At 48.4% G+C, this 17,698-nt stretch carries 15 protein-coding genes and 2 pseudogenes; 12 read left to right on the plus strand and 5 right to left on the minus strand.

Going from position 1 to position 17,698, the window contains the following annotated elements; genetic code table 11:
• Positions 1–22: 22 nt before the first annotated feature.
• From AC50Y5_RS07265 to AC50Y5_RS07275, 3 genes and pseudogenes are all read left to right on the plus strand, one after another.
• Positions 23–1,036, plus strand: coding sequence for an ABC transporter substrate-binding protein (locus AC50Y5_RS07265; RefSeq protein ID WP_494859468.1), 1,014 nt, complete (start codon positions 23–25; stop codon positions 1,034–1,036).
• A 168-nt stretch (positions 1,037–1,204) separates the two neighbouring features.
• Positions 1,205–1,414: pseudogene (gene tnpA, locus AC50Y5_RS07270) on the plus strand (IS66 family insertion sequence element accessory protein TnpA); the annotation flags it as partial.
• A gap of 33 nt (positions 1,415–1,447) precedes the next feature.
• A pseudogene (locus AC50Y5_RS07275) lies at positions 1,448–1,632 on the plus strand (IS66 family transposase); the annotation flags it as partial.
• 305 nt (positions 1,633–1,937) lie between these two features.
• Here the strand turns inward: AC50Y5_RS07275 and AC50Y5_RS07280 are convergent.
• Positions 1,938–3,434, minus strand: coding sequence for an alpha/beta hydrolase family protein (locus AC50Y5_RS07280; protein WP_494859470.1), 1,497 nt, complete (start codon positions 3,432–3,434; stop codon positions 1,938–1,940).
• 174 nt (positions 3,435–3,608) lie between these two features.
• On the opposite strand from AC50Y5_RS07280, the gene AC50Y5_RS07285 reads away from it, so the two are divergent.
• Positions 3,609–3,776 (plus strand): hypothetical protein, encoded by a 168-nt coding sequence (locus tag AC50Y5_RS07285; protein WP_155973073.1) that lies wholly within the window; start codon positions 3,609–3,611, stop codon positions 3,774–3,776.
• A gap of 412 nt (positions 3,777–4,188) precedes the next feature.
• Positions 4,189–4,584 (plus strand): immunity 22 family protein, encoded by a 396-nt coding sequence (locus AC50Y5_RS07290; RefSeq protein ID WP_494859472.1) that lies wholly within the window; start codon positions 4,189–4,191, stop codon positions 4,582–4,584.
• A gap of 115 nt (positions 4,585–4,699) precedes the next feature.
• Here the strand turns inward: AC50Y5_RS07290 and AC50Y5_RS07295 are convergent, their stop codons facing one another.
• Complete coding sequence (locus AC50Y5_RS07295; protein ID WP_494859474.1) at positions 4,700–5,845, minus strand: DUF6688 domain-containing protein; 1,146 nt, start codon at positions 5,843–5,845, stop codon at positions 4,700–4,702.
• 279 nt (positions 5,846–6,124) lie between these two features.
• Between AC50Y5_RS07295 and AC50Y5_RS07300 the strand changes: the two genes are divergently transcribed.
• The 7 genes from AC50Y5_RS07300 to AC50Y5_RS07330 all read left to right on the plus strand — a co-directional run bounded on the left by AC50Y5_RS07300 (position 6,125) and on the right by AC50Y5_RS07330 (position 13,753).
• Entirely contained in the window at positions 6,125–7,639 is a 1,515-nt protein-coding gene (locus tag AC50Y5_RS07300; protein WP_494859476.1) for a sugar ABC transporter ATP-binding protein, read from the plus strand.
• Between the two features lie 83 nt (positions 7,640–7,722).
• Positions 7,723–8,784, plus strand: coding sequence for an ABC transporter permease (locus AC50Y5_RS07305; protein WP_172455362.1), 1,062 nt, complete (start codon positions 7,723–7,725; stop codon positions 8,782–8,784).
• A 2-nt stretch (positions 8,785–8,786) separates the two neighbouring features.
• Positions 8,787–9,779, plus strand: a complete 993-nt coding sequence (locus AC50Y5_RS07310; RefSeq protein WP_494859477.1) for an ABC transporter permease — start codon at positions 8,787–8,789, stop codon at positions 9,777–9,779.
• 142 nt (positions 9,780–9,921) lie between these two features.
• Positions 9,922–10,974: a rhamnose ABC transporter substrate-binding protein gene (rhaS, locus tag AC50Y5_RS07315; protein WP_056034186.1), complete on the plus strand. Its 1,053-nt coding sequence runs from the start codon at positions 9,922–9,924 to the stop codon at positions 10,972–10,974.
• Positions 10,975–11,005: 31 nt separating this feature from the next.
• A complete protein-coding gene (locus AC50Y5_RS07320) occupies positions 11,006–11,332 on the plus strand; it encodes an L-rhamnose mutarotase (RefSeq protein WP_494859479.1) in 327 nt (108 codons plus the stop codon).
• A gap of 172 nt (positions 11,333–11,504) precedes the next feature.
• Positions 11,505–12,404, plus strand: coding sequence for a cation diffusion facilitator family transporter (locus tag AC50Y5_RS07325; protein ID WP_056034179.1), 900 nt, complete (start codon positions 11,505–11,507; stop codon positions 12,402–12,404).
• A 341-nt stretch (positions 12,405–12,745) separates the two neighbouring features.
• Positions 12,746–13,753 carry a C40 family peptidase gene (locus AC50Y5_RS07330; protein WP_235533125.1) on the plus strand — a complete coding sequence of 336 codons (1,008 nt, stop codon included), beginning with the start codon at positions 12,746–12,748 and terminating at the stop codon, positions 13,751–13,753.
• A 115-nt stretch (positions 13,754–13,868) separates the two neighbouring features.
• Here the strand turns inward: AC50Y5_RS07330 and AC50Y5_RS07335 are convergent, their stop codons facing one another.
• From AC50Y5_RS07335 to AC50Y5_RS07345, 3 genes are read right to left on the minus strand one after another with little or no spacing between them, the layout of a single operon-like run.
• On the minus strand, positions 13,869–15,056 hold the full coding sequence (locus AC50Y5_RS07335; RefSeq protein ID WP_056034177.1) for an acyltransferase: 1,188 nt from the start codon (positions 15,054–15,056) through the stop codon (positions 13,869–13,871).
• 25 nt (positions 15,057–15,081) lie between these two features.
• Entirely contained in the window at positions 15,082–16,497 is a 1,416-nt protein-coding gene (locus tag AC50Y5_RS07340) for an NAD-dependent malic enzyme (protein WP_494859482.1), read from the minus strand.
• Positions 16,498–16,546: 49 nt separating this feature from the next.
• Complete coding sequence (locus AC50Y5_RS07345; protein ID WP_056034172.1) at positions 16,547–17,662, minus strand: MGDG synthase family glycosyltransferase; 1,116 nt, start codon at positions 17,660–17,662, stop codon at positions 16,547–16,549.
• Between the last annotated feature and the right edge of the window lie 36 nt (positions 17,663–17,698).

Raw genomic sequence — 17,698 nt, forward strand, 5'->3', positions numbered from 1 at the left:
ATCATTCGAGAGGGGCATATTTGTGTTAAGGAAATCCTTTTTTGTGCAACTAACTTCAATTGTTATGATCTTGCTAATGGCAGGCTGCAGTAGTTCGGGCTCAGCAACAGGCAATCAGCAGGCTGCAGATGCTCAGCAACAGCAACCAACAGCCTCCGCTTCTGCTTCACCGTCCGTGTTACAACAGGGCGGGAGCTCTGCAACACGCATTGTTACTGATGCAAGGGGGGAGCAGATAACGATTCCCGCTAATCCGCAGCGAATTGTGGATATTGCAGGAGCAACAGAGGAACTTCTGGTTTTAGGTTTCCAGCCGATTGCTAGCGGAAATACAGATATGGATGATCCCACGCTTTTTACCCCTATTGTGCAGGCGAAGCTGGATAGCAAAACTTTAAACACGGGGTGGTACAATACGGAGACCAATCCAGAAATCATTATGGAGGCGGCTCCTGATCTTATTTTGGCAGGTCCCCCTCAGGCACCGATCTATGATAAACTGTCCCAAATTGCTCCTACAGTATTAGTGCCTTATAATTTCAGCTCTTTCCGGGAAAGATTTGCTTTCGTGGCGGATGTGCTTGATAAAAAGGATGAAATGAATGCATGGCTGAAAGAGTACGATGCTCGGGCCTCACAACTGCATGACGAGATTAATAAGGCTATTCCTGATGAAACTTTTGCCATCATTGAAGCAACAGCAAAGGAAGTGCGAATCTATTCCACAACTGGAGTAGCCGATATTATTTACTCCGACTTGAAGCTGCCCAAAGCACCGGGTATTCCGGATCCGGACAAATGGGGAGGCAAAGTTACAAGTATTGAAGGATTGTCCACTTTAAATCCGGATCACATTATTCTTATGTCAGAGAGTGAAGAAAATGTGCTTAAGGACAGCAAGATTTGGAGCGGATTAAAAGCTGTGAAGGATTCTCAAGTCTATCAGCTTTCTACGAGACAGAATTATAATGAAGCTTTTACCGCACTAGGAAAACAAGCGCTGCTTGAACAACTCGCAAACGATATACTTAAATAAAATTGTATTACAATCTAGATAATACAAAGAGGGTGCATCTGAAGCCGTTATATGGCCGGGGCGCCCTTTTTGCACGCTTCCTAATACGTAAGCGTCAAACTCTCCACCCCTTCAACTACTAACCTAGCTATGAGATCATGAGATTAACCTGAATACGGAGGGTAACTCATGAATGCCAAAGAACAACGCAGACAAGATTGGCACACACGTATCGCTGCCTATCGGGCAAGTGGCCTCACGATGAAAGCTTGGTGCTCCGCAAATCATGGTTCTGTCGAACAATTGAAATATTGGCTGTACAAAATAAAGCGTGTATCATCCTCAGCTACTCCAGATCCAAAGACTTCTCCCGTACAGTTTGTACCTCTTGCCACTGTAGATCCACCTGGCAGCGTTTCTCCTTCTCTAATATGGCTCAAGCAACAGCGCTCTCAAACACTGCCGAAGTGTCTGTTTGGAAGAGCGATTGCTTACAGCCTGAATCAGTGGGGAAAATTGCCTTCCTGAAGGATGGTCGGCTCGAGAGCGATAATAATCGCAGTGAGCGCTCGATCAAGCCATTCGTAATCGGGAGAAAGAACTGGTTATTTGCGAATGATACTGTTCCGCTGTCTTCCCGTAGTCATGATCGTTGGAATGACAGTAAAGAACAATGTCTATTCGTTCCTGATGATTGGTAGACCGCCCTTTGCTTAAGGTGCTAACGCTGATGTTATGTTTTTTTTGCTACTTCCACAGGGCTGCTCTGTCCTGCTTTTAACTCCTGTATGATGGCTAGTTTCTCAATCGCATTGTATTCGTTCTTCTTAGACAAAGGAAAACTCCCCTTCAAGTAGCGGTTTATTTATTAAACCTGTCTACTGAAGGAGAGCATATCAAAATCGGTAGCCTGTTCCGTAATTTATAGCGGGGTTAAGAACTTCACCTCCGGAAAGCGGCTATCCGGTCCTTTCATTAAGATTCCGCCTTGATTTTTCAGATGCATATCGAAGAAATCCAGCATATAGGCATTGATAACGGAGTTCGCTCTTTCGGGCGCAATCTTTCCTGTAATGCCCAGCATTTTAAAAATCGGAGAAATGAACTGTACGTCGGCAAAATTCAAATGCTCCGTATTTTCGATATAGAGGACTTGTCCCCCTTCGTCGACCGTTTCGCGCATCCGTTCAAGCTCCAACTTTTTATCTTCCGTTACTTGATCCTCCCACTCTCTTGTTGAGCCCATACGGTTAAGCTCTGCATCCGTGTAGACCCGGTTATCCATCACCATTTTTAATTTTTCAGAATAGCTTTCCGAGTTGATGAACAAAAACGGCTTTCGCAGACCCTCTCTGTCACGCAGTCGATAAAGCCCTCCATCAAGGTCTATTCCAACCGCGATTCGCGGATCGTAAGAAGCGTCATAGGCCGTCGCTCCGCCGATGGAATGACCGAATACCCCGACATGACCGAGATCAATCCTCCCTTTTAGATGACTTGGGATCTGCCCCGATTGGATGAGCTCGAATTGGTCCAGCGCAAACGCTACATCGCCGGTTAGAACTTTTCCCAACTTGTCGCGATTTCCTCTACTCGTCCGGTAATCTTGGTCGGGCGAGAATAAGTCGTTGGTTGTGCTGGTCGTGATTCGACCGTCCGGAAACTCGGTTGCAAATGTATTGTAGGTGTGGTCGATCACTGCCACGATATATCCGTGACTCGCGAGATTTTCGGCTTGCGACGTATGGAGGAACCTGGAAGAGCCGTTGCCGGGATTCGCAAGGATCAGCGGGTATGAAGTCTGTGCCGAAGAGACTTCGGCCCCCGAATAAGCATGACTGGATACGTACTTCAGGTGTTGAAAAGTAAATCCGGGAAGGCCATAGTTCGCGGCCATATAACGTAAAATCTGGGTATCGGGAATAAAGGGAGCGTACTTGCCGGTGCCAGCCGGATACCATACCTGAACCATCAATTCCCTCTTGCCTGTCGCGGTTTTGCCAAATGTCTCCTCCCGGCTTGGATCGATGAAATGAAAGACTTGCGTGCCTACCTTCAACTCGCCGGTTGGCGCCGGAAAGTCGAATACGGGAAACACATAGAGGAAGCACCCCGTTGCGATTAGCCCAATCACGATAAAAAGGCGGCCCAGCACCCTACGGATTCGCGAGGCAGTCCGAACGACTTTCGGCGTTATGAAAACGTCTATAAGCGAAAGCATAAGCATCAGGATCGTAAATCCGTATAAAAATAAAAGCTGAACCCTGTATCCTTCGACAAGCAAATGTATCACTAAAAAAATGGAGCCTGCTCCGCTTGTCAGGAGCAAAGCTGATCTTCGGATACGTTGATTGAAAATGAACAGGAGTGCCAACAAACAAGCACTTGAAAAGAATAACAGCATTTCAAAAATCCTCACGCCAACTCCCCCTTAAAAATAGTCCTATCAATGGATTAGTATAGAGGAGCAGATAGGTTGATGCCATTGATCTAGATGACAATTGCCTTACACTCTTGTAAGGTTGCGCGACGATGGCGCAGAAAACGGCATGTAATGTGCGGATTCCTGTCTTTCGGCCGGGGTTGTTTCGGTGTGCGGTTTCGGAATGGTGAGGATGAACGGAAATCGCAGCATACAATCTCTGCGCGATTTGCTCCATGGCCGCTTGCGAAGGATGAACCAGATCAATCGATTGGTTTTCCGGCGACGATCCAGGAGCTTTGGACAAGCTGTTACCTCGGTCAGCATCACTTCCGCTAACTTGTTAAATCATAATTCAGCATAACTTAGCCCTCATCTATTTGAACAGGTGGGGGCTATTTGACGCTTACCCTATAAAAAATCATGAAATAATAACTGACAAGCTAAATGCTCATGGTTCGTGGGTGTACAACAACTATTTGTTAAAATGGAGTACGAGGTTGAACTCGATTATGAGGATGATTACATTGGGACCCTTGATATATCTTTCTATGTAATTGTTTTAGAAACAAAAGAGCCATTCAGAGTTAAAATTAGATATCATAATGTTTATGATCTCACATTACAAAAATCAACAACTTTATCTTTAACAAATGCTTTAATCATTCATGATTTGAAGGATGAGGAGGGAAGAAGTGCTTATGGATTTCAAAGAAGAAAATATTATCGAGAAGCTACAGGAGGGACTGTCATGGAAAAAGCAGGTTATGCTTCATTATGGCTGGGGAAGCTGGGCTCGGAGGAGCAGCTCGATGTTCTGCTTGAAATTAATTATACCGATGATGGAGATTCGGTTCCTTCTGTCTTCGCGGGGCATTTTGGCATCGAGTGGTATGACGATGATTTCAGGGAAGCTGAATTTTTCGCAGAGGAAGATCGAGGTGGCGATGCAGCGAATTTGCTAGCAGGCTTCTCCTATGAGGAGGAATTGATTCCGAAGTTTGCCGCTTTGCTAAAAGGTATGACTTTGGATGAATTTAATATCGTCATTATTCTGTACAATTTCGAGTATGGTGGCGAACGGGGGAGCTATCAAGATACATCCACACAGCTGGAGTTTATTGGAAGTGTGCCGTACCAGGCATAATGACAGCATATGTCCAATGAATCCAACCTATTCGTTTTAAAAAAAAGAGAGATCAGCCTGCTTTTTTAAGCAAAGCTAATCTCTCTTTTTCATTGCTCTTTTTATTGCCAAAAGGCTATTTTCGCAGCTCGCTGTATTGCCGATGAATACGGTTTTCTGGGTTTCGGTCGACCGTATACAATACGGCGAGGAAAATCCATTCCAGCGGCTTCATCAGCAGGTAAACGACATCGGCAGACCACGGCTGATTGATGTGCTTACTGAGCGGATAGCCGTATTTGTCATAGCAGCGGCGGATGATTTTGTGCGTTCGCGGCGCGTACTCCTCAATAATATTTTCAAAAGCATTCGCAACCAGCAGCTGGCGGTTGACGACGATTCTGTTGCCGTGCCGAAGCCCGGCACGCAGTGGCTTGACGATTTTACGATGCCCCCTCACCGAAACGGTGCATAAATAATGACCGTCTCCCGGCACGAGAATCGGCGGAGGGGCTGGCAATTGCGAATAATGAAAGCTGCTCGTTTCGAGAAATACACGGATGAAGCTATCTGGACGCTGTCCGAACAGGACAAGCGGCAGCTGGACGATTAGCATGACAGGGAAAAATGCAATCGACCAGAGCAGCGGCAGCCGGTAATATTTTTGGCGAAAATAGTCCATGAACCGCAGCCATTTGCTGCTGTACACAATCTCTTCTTGCTGGGCGCTGTGCATAAACGCATTGGCGGAATGCTTAAGCTCAGCTGCATACAAACCGATTAAGCAAGCGAAGCCTAAATGCAGCAAAATAATAGGAGTGGCTCCAGCGGAATCATCGCCGTAATGGCCGAAGCCAGTATGCGAAAAATAAACGATAGCAAATATAACATTGGCAATTAAGAGGACAGATGCTGCTGTGTATAGAAGCGGTGATAATGCTCCTCTGTTACTTTTCAACCCCCAGTAAGCGAAGGCGCTCAAAATCATGCTGCAAATAATGGTCACAACATAATCATTGGAAAGGGTAGCGTACGCATCCCGAAAGTGTAATGTCCGTTCCAATTGATGCAGCGGCAATCCACCTGCTACACCGTGGTCGTTTAGAAGAAAGCCTGCACATAGAAACACTACCATTGCGAGGAAGGACAGCACCTCCATTATTTTCACATGCACCTTTTTAACAGCTGTACGCTCATCTACGATCCAGCTTCGAATCATTAATACTATGGAACTGACCGGGAAAAGAAAGATAGCAATAAACAAAAATAGATACAAAATCAAGCGGTTCACTCCTTAAATTATGCGGACAACGGTGATGTAACGCTGGGCAGTCTCGCAATCTCATCCTTATATCCTCTCATATTTACCCAATTTCGGTCTAGCGAACTCAAAAATTTTTTCCGAAAAAACCGATTTCAAAAAAAGGAATCGCGCACAACATGTCGAAATGATAAATCAACGAACATGAATAATCACAAAAGAAAGTAAATAAACATCTAAAGCGTCACAAAAAGCTATTTCATGTTTGCTTTAAATAAGCTGATGAATAGGAGCAAGCCGATGGAGCCATATGTTTTAGAATTGAAAGCGATTACAAAAATCTTCCCTGGCGTTAAGGCGCTAAGCGATGTTTTGTTCCAGTTGGGACCCGGCGAAATTCATGCGCTAATGGGTGAAAATGGAGCAGGCAAATCGACCTTCATTAAAATCATTACTGGCGTGCACGCGCCCGATGAAGGCGAGATGTACGTGAATGGGCAGAAGGTGAAGTTTCAAAACCCGAATGACGCGAAGCGCCTCGGCATCGCTGCGATTTACCAGCATGTCACCTGTTATCCGGATCTTAGCGTGACGGAAAATATTTTTATGGGGCATGAAAAGGTGCAAAAAGGCACGCGTCGCATCCGCTGGAGCGAGATGCACAAGGAAGCGCAAAAGCTGCTGGATGACCTTGGCGCAAAATTCAGCCCGCGTACACTGATGGGGTCGCTCAGCGTAGCGGAGCAGCAAATCGTCGAAATTGCGAAAGCGCTATCCGCCGATGCGAAAATCATCATTATGGATGAGCCGACAGCGGCGCTCACGAAGCGGGAGAGCGAGGAGCTGTACCGAATTACGGAGCGGCTTCGCGATCGGGGAGCTTCGATTATTTTCATCTCCCATCGCTTCGAGGATATGTATCGCCTGGCGAGCAAGGTGACGGTGTTCCGCGATGGCAAATATATCGGCAGCTGGCAGGTCGATGAAATTGACAATAAAGATTTAATCGTCGCCATGGTAGGCCGGGAAATTACCCAGCTGTTTCCGAAGACGGAGGCAAAGCTGGGGGAGGAAGTGCTCCGTGCAGAGGGACTGGGCAGAACAGGCTATTTTGCGGATATTTCTTTTTCGCTGCGGCGCGGAGAAATATTAGGCTTTACCGGACTTGTAGGCGCAGGACGCACAGAGGTATTTCAAAGCCTGTTCGGCATTGAAGCGTATGACAAAGGGAATGTGTTCGTGAAGGGCGAGCCGGTGCGAGTAGATAATCCGCAGCAGGCGATGAAGCTTGGCATTGGCTACTTGCCGGAGGATCGGCAGAAGCAGGGGCTGGTGCTGGACTGGGAAATTTCACGCAATATCACGCTGCCCGCATTGGATCGCTTCGTCAGCAAAGGCTCGCTTGATACGGGGAAGGAAGAGGCGGAAGCAGTCAGGCTGGCGCAAAAAATGAACGTCAAGGCGCCAAGCATTTACAATCTGGTCAGCTCGCTATCTGGCGGCAACCAGCAGAAGGTTGTATTTGCCAAGCTGCTGACGGCTGATCTTGATATTCTCATACTCGACGAGCCGACGAAAGGTGTAGATGTTGGGGCGAAATCAGCCATTTATGAAATTATTAGCACCTTGGCGGGGCAAGGCTACGGCATCATTATGATTTCCTCGGAAATGCCGGAAATCATCGGGATGTGCGACCGGGTCGCCGTTATGCGCGAAGGCCGAATGACGGCGATGCTCGGCAAGGATGAGGTGACGCAGGAAAATATTTTGCAGGCGGCGATGGAAAGTCGCAGCCCGGGTGTTGTGCTAGCGTAGCGGTGGTGAGCTAATGCAAGCACAGTCTGCTGCTAAGACGGGACGATTCGCAAGCGTTATTTTTGAACGGGGAATATTCCATTATGAACGAAAAGGGTGGGACGGCAATGGCCGAGACAAAAATGGCTGCCAAGGGGTTAGTAAACAAGCCAGCAGAGAAGCAGTCGCTGAGCGCTGTGGTCGCGAAGTTTCGCGAGCTGGGATTGCTGGGGTTTATTATTGTGCTGTCACTTATCGTGCAGCTGCGCAATCCAAGCTTTCTAACGCTGGAAAATATGAACGACATGATTACGAATACGGCGATTTTGAGCATTTTGGCGGCGGGCATGATGCTCGTCATCATTACGAGAGGCATTGACCTGTCGATTGGAGCGACGCTTGCGCTGTCGGGCATGATTGCTGCCCTGACGGTAAATGCGTTCCCGGAGGTCAATCCGCTGCTTGCAATTGTGCTTGGAACGGCTGTCGGGCTAGTGTGCGGCGTCGTACTGGGGTTTCTCATTGCAAAAATGGGCATTCTCCCGATTATCGCCACACTCGGCATGATGAACGTGTTCCGCGGACTGACCTTTATGGCCAGCGGCGGCAAATGGGTAAGCGCCCATCAAATGCCGGTCAGCTTCAAAGCGATTGCAACAGGCTCGATTTTTGGCATCAATACGCTGATCGTCATTGCGGTCGTCATTTACATCGTATTTTATTATTTCATCAATCACACCCGTACCGGCAGGCAGATTTACGCGGTGGGCAGCAATCCGGAATCGGCGAAAATCAGCGGCATCCGCAATGATCGCATTTTATGGCTCGTTTATTCGATTATGGGCGGTTTATCTGGTCTAGCCGGTGTGCTATGGGTATCCAAGTTCGCTTCTGCGCAAGGCGACACAGCTATGGGATATGAGCTAAGCGTAATTGCGGCCTGTGTACTCGGCGGCGTGAGCATTGCGGGCGGCTCGGGCAAAGTTTCCGGTGTTATCCTTGGCTCGATCTTGCTCGGCATTCTTAATAATGCGCTGCCGCTTATTAATGTATCGCCTTTTTGGCAGACGGGCATTCAAGGCTCGATTATATTGATCGCCGTTATTACGAATGCGCTCGTTAAACGGGGCGTTGACCGCAATAACCTCATGAGGAGGAACATTTAACGATGGAAACACGAGTCATTTCGGGCAGCCGGGCCTTTTCATGGAAGCGCTTTTTTATGCAATGGGAATGGATGCTGGTGCTGATATTTATTGCCGTAAACATTATGAATATGAATTTGTCCGAGTATTATTGGAGCTTTGACAGCCTGCGGGATGCGACGATGACGTTTCTTGATAAAGCGTTTATCGTTCTGCCGATGGTGCTCATCATCATTCTTGGGGACATTGATATTTCTGTAGCGTCGATTGTTGCGTTATCCTCCGTCATCATGGCGGACTTATATAACTCGGGCGTTCCCATGCCGCTGGCAATGCTGATTTGCCTCGGCGTCGGCGTCGTATGCGGCTTCATTAACGGCCTGTTAATCGTCAAGTTCAAGGAGCTTTCCTCGGTCATCGTGACGCTGGCAACGATGATTATTTATCGCGGCATCGCTTATATTTTGCTGGAGGATCAAGCGGCAGGCAAGTTTCCAGAGTGGTTCAGCTTTCTTGGCTGGGGCTACGTTGGTCAGGTTCCCTTTATTCTCATTGTGTTCGCTGTATTCGCGGCGGCGTTCATCGTGCTGCTGCATCGCACGACCTTCGGGCGGCGCATCTACGCGATGGGCAACAATTTGACAGCGAGCCGCTTCTCGGGTATTCGAGTCGATCGGATGAAAATTATCGTCTTCACCTTGGCGGGCTTGATGGCGGCAGTTACGGCGCTGTTTCTCACCTCGCGCATGGGCAGCACGAGACCGAATGTAGCGACAGGCTATGAGCTGGATGTTATTGCGATGGTTGTTCTTGGCGGCATCAGCACAGCGGGCGGCAAAGGGCGGATGATTGGCGCGATTTTGGCCGTGTTCCTGATCGGCTTCCTGCGCTACGGCCTTGGGCTTGTCAATGTGCCTGCGCAAATGCTGCTTATTATTCTCGGTCTGCTGCTCATCGTAGCGGTTATGCTGCCGAAGCTTAAGCTGTCTTCTCCTGCAAAGAAGCCAAGCCGCTAAGCGCAATGCACGGTAAACGGCTGCATTTTTAACAGAAGCGGGCAGCAGAGAGAGAAAAGCGTTTCGTTTGCGGCAGCCTGCCCGGCTCATCCGGGAAAGATGCAGCTTTTTATATACAAATGATAAAAGGGAGGCAATACAGATGAAAAAGGTTTTAGCGACATTTTTGACAGTAATCATGGTGTTAACGGTTTTAGCCGCATGCAGCACTTCGGGAAGCAAGCCAGCAGGGGAGTCCAGCGGCGATACCGGTGCGAGCGGCGGCAAGAAGAAATTTGCCATCATCTTTAAAAATACGGGCAACCCGTATGGCGAGAAAGAAATGGAAGGCTTTAAGCAGGCGATTGAGGAGCTGGGGCATGAGGCGATTTTGAAGGCGCCGGATCAGCCGACTGCTGAAGCGCAAATTCAAATGATCGAGGAGCTCATTTCGCAAAAGGTTGCGTCTATCGCCATCGTCGGCAATGATCCCGACGCCTTGCAGCCTGCACTGAAAAAAGCGATGGATCAAGGCATCAAGGTGCTGTCGCTTGATTCCGCAGTTAATGGGGAAAGCCGGATGGTGCACATTAACCAAGCAGACCCTGAGCGTATTGGGCGTGTGCAGATACAGGCCATTTCCGATATGATCGGCGGTAAAGGGCAAATTGCAGTTCTCAGTGCAACTTCGCAGGCGACGAACCAGAACACATGGATCGAATGGATGAAGAAAGAGCTGGAGGACCCGAAATATAAAGACATCGAGCTAGTGAAGGTCGCTTATGGCGACGATCTGCGGGACAAAAGCGTATCGGAAACAGAGGCGCTGCTCAAATCATATCCAGACCTGAAAGGAATCATTGCGCCAACGACAGTAGGGATTGCTGCTGCAGGCAAAGTGCTTACCGATAAAGGACTGACGGGCAAAGTTCATTTGACGGGCCTGGGCCTACCAAGCGAAATGGCGGAATATATTGAAAGCGGCGTGAGTGAATGGATGTACTTGTGGAATCCGCTTGATGTGGGCTACTTGTCCGGCTATGCGGCTGACGCGCTGGTGAATGGCACCATTAAAGGCGAGGTAGGTGACAAGTTTACAGCAGGACGCCTCGGTGATAAAGAAGTGATCGTTGACGTCGGCGGCACGCAAATTATGCTCGGCGATCCATTCAAATTTGATGCTGCAAACATTGCAGAGTGGAAGGAAGTCTACTAAAACAGGGCCGGGTTAAAAAGGAGGAAGCATCATGGCACTCAGCAATAAATATGCCTGGAGCTGGCAGGTGAAGGAGGAATGCTTGGAGGAATATGTCCGGATGCATCTTGATCCGTGGCCGGAAATTATGGAAGAGCATCGCAGTGCCGGCATCTCCAACTATTCTATTTTTCAAAATGGCACGCAGTTTTTCTATTGCTTTGAGTGCGATGATGTGGCAGCGGCCTTCGCCTATATTGCAAAAAGCGATGCTTGCAACCGCTGGAATGCCCTTACGTCCAAAATGGTTCAAGGATCATTTCATTTGGAGCAAGCCGAGCCGATAAAACCGTTTCGCGAAATTTTTTTTCTGAAATAGCGTTTTAAAGCGATCCGCCTCAGCCCTTGCCGTTATGCGATTTTCAAGGTAAAGTGTTGCCCTGCTGCATAAAAGTACGCATAAGGTCAACACTGTTTCTCTAGACCCACTCTGGTTTAGTCGGGTATGATACCTTTACTTGGAGATCATTAGGAAATGAGGTAAGGACGCTTTGGATCAGTATGAAAAAATTAAGCAGGGCGAGAAGGGTGCTTGGCTTAGCATTGCCACCTATTTGACGCTTACCGCACTAAAGCTTGGAGGCGGCTATTATTTTGCTTCTGGAGCGCTCGTTGCGGATGGCTTTAACAATTTAACGGATATCGTGGCATCGCTTGCGGTACTTATCGGTTTGCGAATTTCACAGAAGCCGCCGGATAAAGATCATCCGTATGGACATTTTCGGGCAGAGACGATTGCCGCGCTGATTGCGTCCTTTATTATGGCAACGGTCGGCATTCAAGTACTGATTACAGCGGTCGGAGCACTTTGGTCAGATGCGGAGGCTGCTCCAGCGCTTAGCTCGGCGTGGATCGCTTTATTTTCTGCGGTCGTCATGCTGAGCGTCTATTATTACAATCGGCGGCTGGCCAAGCGGATCAACAATCAGGCGCTGATGGCGGCGTCAAAAGATAATTTATCCGATGCGCTAGTCAGTACGGGAGCAGCGATTGGCATTATCGGCGCGCAGTTCGGCCTGCCTTGGCTTGATCCAGTAGCGGCAATTGCGGTCGGTCTTATCATTTGCAAGACGGCTTGGGAAATTTTCTACAGCTCGACCCATGCGCTGACGGACGGCTTCGATGAGAAGGAGCTGACGACGCTTAGAGCGACGATTGAACGTACGAAAGGGGTGAAATCCATTAAGGATATTAAAGCCCGCGTTCATGGCAGCAACGTGCTGGTTGACGTCATTGTACAGGTGGATCCAGAGCTCACGCTAATCGAAAGCCATATCATTTGTGATAATATTGAGCATCGCATGGAGCGCAAGCATAATATTATGAGTGTGCATGTCCATGTGGAGCCTCATGAGCTGGAGCCTGCGCAACGCGAGCCAAATGTCGAGTGAGATGTCGAATAAAAGGGATGTAATTGTTCCCAAGGTAAAATAAACCAATTTAACTAGTCCTTTAGTCTCGGTTGATTATCGCGACTAAAGTCTTGTTTTCTGACTTGGGTTAAAAAAGCAATAAAGTGAGTAACAGCAGTAGCTGCAGCGCTTTATATGAAGGGGCCATTCGCAAATGCGAAGGCCTCTTCGTTTTTTAATGCGAATTTTTAATGCTTCCAATTTACCAATTTGGCAAATTGGCAAATAGGATAAAAGGTTGATGCTGGCGGCAAGATGGCGACCCTACAATGGTTGAAGCACCATTTATTTATTTTCAAACAACCAAGGAGGCGTACAGCTTGAAACACACCATGAAAAAAAGGATGATCACCGCCGCTTTCACTGCATCCCTATTGCTGGGTTCTGTCTCGGCTTCAATTCCCACAGTGATGGCTGCTCAGAGCGCAACCGTAGATGCAGGCGTGAACTTCCGCAGCGCACCAGCGGCATCGGCTCCCGTTATTCGCATGCTTAAAAAAGGAGAACAGGTAACGATTCTGGATGCTTCCAATGCGTATTGGTATAAGCTGCAGGATTCTTCTGGACGGACAGGCTATGCTTCGCCTTCCTATTTTTCAGTATCATCCGTAGCGAAGCCAAACACGGCAACAGGTACGATTCAAAAGTCGGTAGCCTTTCGGACGGGCGCTTCTCTGTCGGCTAGCCGTATCCGGTTTTTGCAGGCTGGTGAGCAGGTAGCGATTGTATCCCAGCCAAACGGCAGTTGGTATGAAATTAAAGATTCTTCTGGACAAGCTGGCTTTGTCAGCTCGCAATCCCAATATATTAGCGTCTCAGGAAACGTTTCATCAGGCGGCAGTGGAAGTGGCGGCAGTGGCAGCGGTTCAGGCAGCTCAGCACCATCGACCGGTTCTGTGGAAAGCGTCATTGCGGCGGGGCTTAAATATTTAGGTACACCTTATGAATATGGCTCAAGCCGCAGCACGACATCCACATTTGATTGCTCGGATTTTGTAAGGCAAGCTTTTCTGGATGGGGTAGGCATTAAGCTGCCAGCTGATTCGAGGGGACAAGGGGAGTATATTACGCAGCGAGGGAAAGCGGTGTCGGACTGGCGTCAGCTTAAGCGTGGCGATCTTATGTTTTTCATGTCTTATAAGGGAAGTAAAGCTTCTGCTTATGCAGGCACGAACAAAGCATCAGCAACGATTACGCATGACGGGATTTATTTAGGGGACGGCAAAATTTTGCATACATATTCCAATGAGGCTGGCGGCGTAACGATAAGCAGCATAGCAGGCACCCATTGGGAATATCGATTCTTGTATGGAGGCAGCGCGCTGTAGGCCGGGCAAGGGACAACCACCAATTTTGAAACATCTGCTATAAAAAAAGACAGCCTCCAGCATTCATCGCTAAGCGACAATGATGCTGGAGGCTGCTCATTGAGCAAGCCTGAGGTTAAGCTGTAAAGTCTTTCTGCGGCGCGATTGGCGTTTGCCGCCGTTTCCCTGGTTTGGGCAAATTGCCGAACAGCACCCAGGAGAAAGGCAAAAACCGTGCGGCTAATGAAACGATAATCCAAGAGCCGACGAGCGCAGCTGCATAGCCGCCCACATACCAGCTGTGCAGCAGCAAGGAATTGCCTGTCACAGGTGGATATTCGCGGTAGTAGAACAGGATGAACGGGTGAACCAAGTAAATGCCGAACGATAAAGCGCCAAGCTTAGAAAGCAGCGAAACTAGCCAAGGCGCTGCCTTGCGGTACAGCAGAAAGCCAAGCTGCAGCAGCACGAGCGCCGAGAAGAAAGTATGCATATTCCATAAAAATTCATACAGCAGCGAGTGGTAGCTCTCGATTTTAAGTCTCGTATCATACCAAATGCTTACATGCCATAACCCAGCGGCAAGCCATAGGCACCATAATGCAAGCCATGCCGCAACTCGCGTTTTGCTCGCATTTTGTTTGTTTATAATGATCCAATGCTTGATTTTCGGAAAATAGATACCGATTGCTGCCCCCATCAAATAGTAGGAGAAGTAGGATAGCGAGTAGCTGCCCTTATTCGGTATCGGCGTCGTCAGCGCGTATTTATTAATGAGAACGAAGGCCCATTGAATGGCAAAGCCGGCCGGTATCGCCCATTTGACTAGTGCTGGAAACTTCTTCAACAGCCATAGAAACAACGGAAGAAGCAAATAAAACTGGATGCTGATAAACACAAAATACAAATGCGTATAGGCGTTGCCCGTCAACACCTTGTCCCAGAAGCTGCTTAGCGTTTGATCAAGCGGCCTGTTTGGATAGTAGTTGTAATGCAGCAGGGTGAAATAAATAACGGAAAAAACCAAATAAGGAATAATGATATAAAGCGCTCTGCGTTTATAAAAGGAGCCAATCAGCTTGGCGTCCAGCGGCCTCGTATAATAATTGTAAAATAGCACAAAGCTGCTTAGAAAAATAAAGGTCGGCGTGCCGAATTTCATAAAAATATTAAAAAAGTTATATAAGAAATAGTAGCCGGAATTGACCATTTTCAGCGTAGCGTAGGAGGTCGAGTGGACCGATAATACACCTAATATGGCCATTGCACGAACCATCTGCAGCTCGGGAATCGCTTCCCGGCGCTGCAAGGATGCTGTAGACATGTAGCATTTCTTCCTTTCTGTGAGGCTATTCGCGCGGATGTCTGCGAGCTACACCGCTTTCGATAGCAGCATGGATGACGCGTTTTCGCACCTCTTCTACGACTTTGGCATTGAAAACGCTAGGGATAATATACATCGGGCTGAGCTCGTCATCGCTAATGACAGAAGCAATCGCTTCGGCGGCAGCCAGCTTCATTTCTTCATTTACAGTAGTTGCACGGCTATCGAGTGCCCCGCGGAAAATGCCCGGAAAGCACAGAACGTTGTTAATTTGATTCGGATAGTCGGATCGCCCTGTTGCAAACACAGCAACGATATCCTCGACCAGCTCTGGACGAATTTCAGGCTCGGGATTCGCCATAGCAAATACGATCGGCTCTGCATTCATCGATTCAATATGCGCTCTGGTCAAAATCCCGCCCGCCGATACGCCAATAAATACATCTGCACCAGCAAGCGCCTCGGACAAATGGCCCGCCTTCTTCTCGGTATTTGTATGTTCGGCGTACCACTGCCACATGCCATTGTCATAATGGAGGTCTGCGGTTAAAATCCCTTCACGGTCGACTCCAATAATATGTTTTGCGCCGCCGGCAAGCAGCATCTTGGTGCAAGCCGTACCTGCTGCACCAATACCACATATAACGAAGCGGGTATTAGAAATGTTTCGGCCCGTCAGCTTGAGCGCATTCAGCATAGCGGCGAACAGGACGACGGCTGTACCGTGCTGATCATCGTGAAACACAGGGATATCAAGCTCTTCACGCAATCGGCGTTCGATCTCAAAGCAGCGCGGAGCGGAAATATCTTCTAGATTAATACCGCCGAAGCCCGGCGCTAATTGTTTGACGGCTTGAATAATCTGTTCCGTATCTTGGGTATCGAGGCAAATGGGAAACGCATCAACGTCTGCGAATTGCTTGAACAGCATTGCCTTGCCCTCCATGACAGGCATTGCCGCATATGGCCCGATATTGCCAAGCCCGAGTACGGCACTGCCATCAGAGACGACAGCGACGGTGTTGCGTTTAATCGTTAATGTAAATGCTTTGGAGGGATCCTGTTCAATCGCTTGGCATACTCTTGCGACATCTGGCGTATAAACGCGCGAGAGATCGTCGCGGTTCTGAATCGGCGTTTTTGGCTGAACCGTAATTTTGCCACCAAGGTGGAGCAGAAAGGTGCGATCGGAAATGTGCTGAAGGCGGATGCCGGGCAGCGTGCCAAGAGCCGAGGAAATACGATCGGCTGTGCCTGCTTCGGTCATCTTTACGGTCAAGTCCCGTACGGTCGTTGTTTTATCGGTATGAATGACGTCAATCGCTATAATATCGCCGCCAGCAGTCTCAATAGCCGTCGCGGCCTTGCCGAACTGTGCTTGCTGAATATCGATTTCCACCCGTAAAATAATCGTTTTACCGTCCATGCTGCGTTCCTTCATTCGCTTTCCACTCCTTATCGATTGGCCGATGAGTCTGACAAAAACGCCGTCACTGCATTAAACGCAGGACGGCATTCGGGCAGCTCTTCGGGTCGTATTGTTGGTTGCGCTTCGTTAGCAAGCTTTCTCGGAATTGGCCTGAGGTATACGGTTCCTGAATCATGGCAAACCACTTATCTACCATTGCAGCAGAATCAAGCATTTCACCAAAGCCATTGCGGATAAAATATTCGCAGTTTTCTTCTTCCTGTCCCGGAATCGGTTCATAGAAGAGCATCGGCATTCCTTTGCTCATGCCTTCGGTACAGGTCATCCCGCCAGGCTTCGTCACGAGCAGATCGGCAATGTCCATCAGCTTGCTGATCTCGTTCGTAAACCCGAGCACTTGAATGTTCGGATGCTGAAACTTCGTGCTCGAAAGCATTTTTTCCCTTACCTTCTCATTGCTGCCTACGCAGAATATCAACTGTATGTTGTCGCGCCACTTGGTCATATATTCAAGGAGATTGTCTTCATACATTAATCCCCACCCGCCACCCATTATAAGCACGGTAGGCATAGGCTTTAAGTTGAACTTTTGCAGCAGCTCCTGCTTATCGTAGGTTGTCCAGAAGTTCGGGTGTACCGGAATGCCGGTCACTTCTATCTTCATGGGTATTACGCCGCGCTCCATCAGCTTGTTTCTCACAAGCGGGGTAGATACCAGGTATTTGCTGACTTCCGGATTGACCCATGCGCCATGAGCATCGTAATCGGTAATAAGCGTGTAAAGCGGAATATGTAGTCCAAGACGCTTTAGCCTGCCTACGACTGCATTGGGAACAGGATGCGTACAAACGATAAGATCCGGCTTCAACTGGGAAATAACCTGCGACGTTTGTGTATAGAACATGCGATGAAGAGCAAGCTGCGTAAATCGGTTAAGCGATTTCTTGTAATTGCTGCGATACATCAGGCCGACCATTTTTGGCTGTTTGCTTACGGTTTTGCGATAAGCAGACATAATCCATGGCCCGACAACCGGATTAAGAAATTTGCCCAGCTCGATAACGCGGGTTTGAATCTCGGGGTTAATTTGGCGCAATCCCGCCGCTAAAGCATATGCGGCTTGCGTATGTCCCGAGCCGAAGCCCTCGGAGAGCAGCAGCACTCTTTTCTTACGCATAATGTCACCTACTTTTCTAATTCCATAATACGTCGC

Source organism: Paenibacillus sp. JT22N7 (genome assembly GCF_059383875.1).

Excerpts from the sequence above, each read along its gene's own strand:
- AC50Y5_RS07290 (WP_494859472.1), top strand. The coding sequence starts at position 4,189 with ATGGAAAAAGCAGGTTATGCTTCATTATGGCTGGGGAAGCTGGGCTCG.
- AC50Y5_RS07300 (WP_494859476.1), top strand. The coding sequence starts at position 6,125 with ATGGAGCCATATGTTTTAGAATTGAAAGCGATTACAAAAATCTTCCCT.
- AC50Y5_RS07305 (WP_172455362.1), top strand. The coding sequence starts at position 7,723 with ATGAACGAAAAGGGTGGGACGGCAATGGCCGAGACAAAAATGGCTGCC.
- AC50Y5_RS07310 (WP_494859477.1), top strand. The coding sequence starts at position 8,787 with ATGGAAACACGAGTCATTTCGGGCAGCCGGGCCTTTTCATGGAAGCGC.
- rhaS (WP_056034186.1), top strand. The coding sequence starts at position 9,922 with ATGAAAAAGGTTTTAGCGACATTTTTGACAGTAATCATGGTGTTAACG.
- AC50Y5_RS07320 (WP_494859479.1), top strand. The coding sequence starts at position 11,006 with ATGGCACTCAGCAATAAATATGCCTGGAGCTGGCAGGTGAAGGAGGAA.
- AC50Y5_RS07335 (WP_056034177.1), bottom strand. The coding sequence starts at position 15,056 with ATGTCTACAGCATCCTTGCAGCGCCGGGAAGCGATTCCCGAGCTGCAG.
- AC50Y5_RS07340 (WP_494859482.1), bottom strand. The coding sequence starts at position 16,497 with ATGAAGGAACGCAGCATGGACGGTAAAACGATTATTTTACGGGTGGAA.
- AC50Y5_RS07345 (WP_056034172.1), bottom strand. The coding sequence starts at position 17,662 with ATGCGTAAGAAAAGAGTGCTGCTGCTCTCCGAGGGCTTCGGCTCGGGA.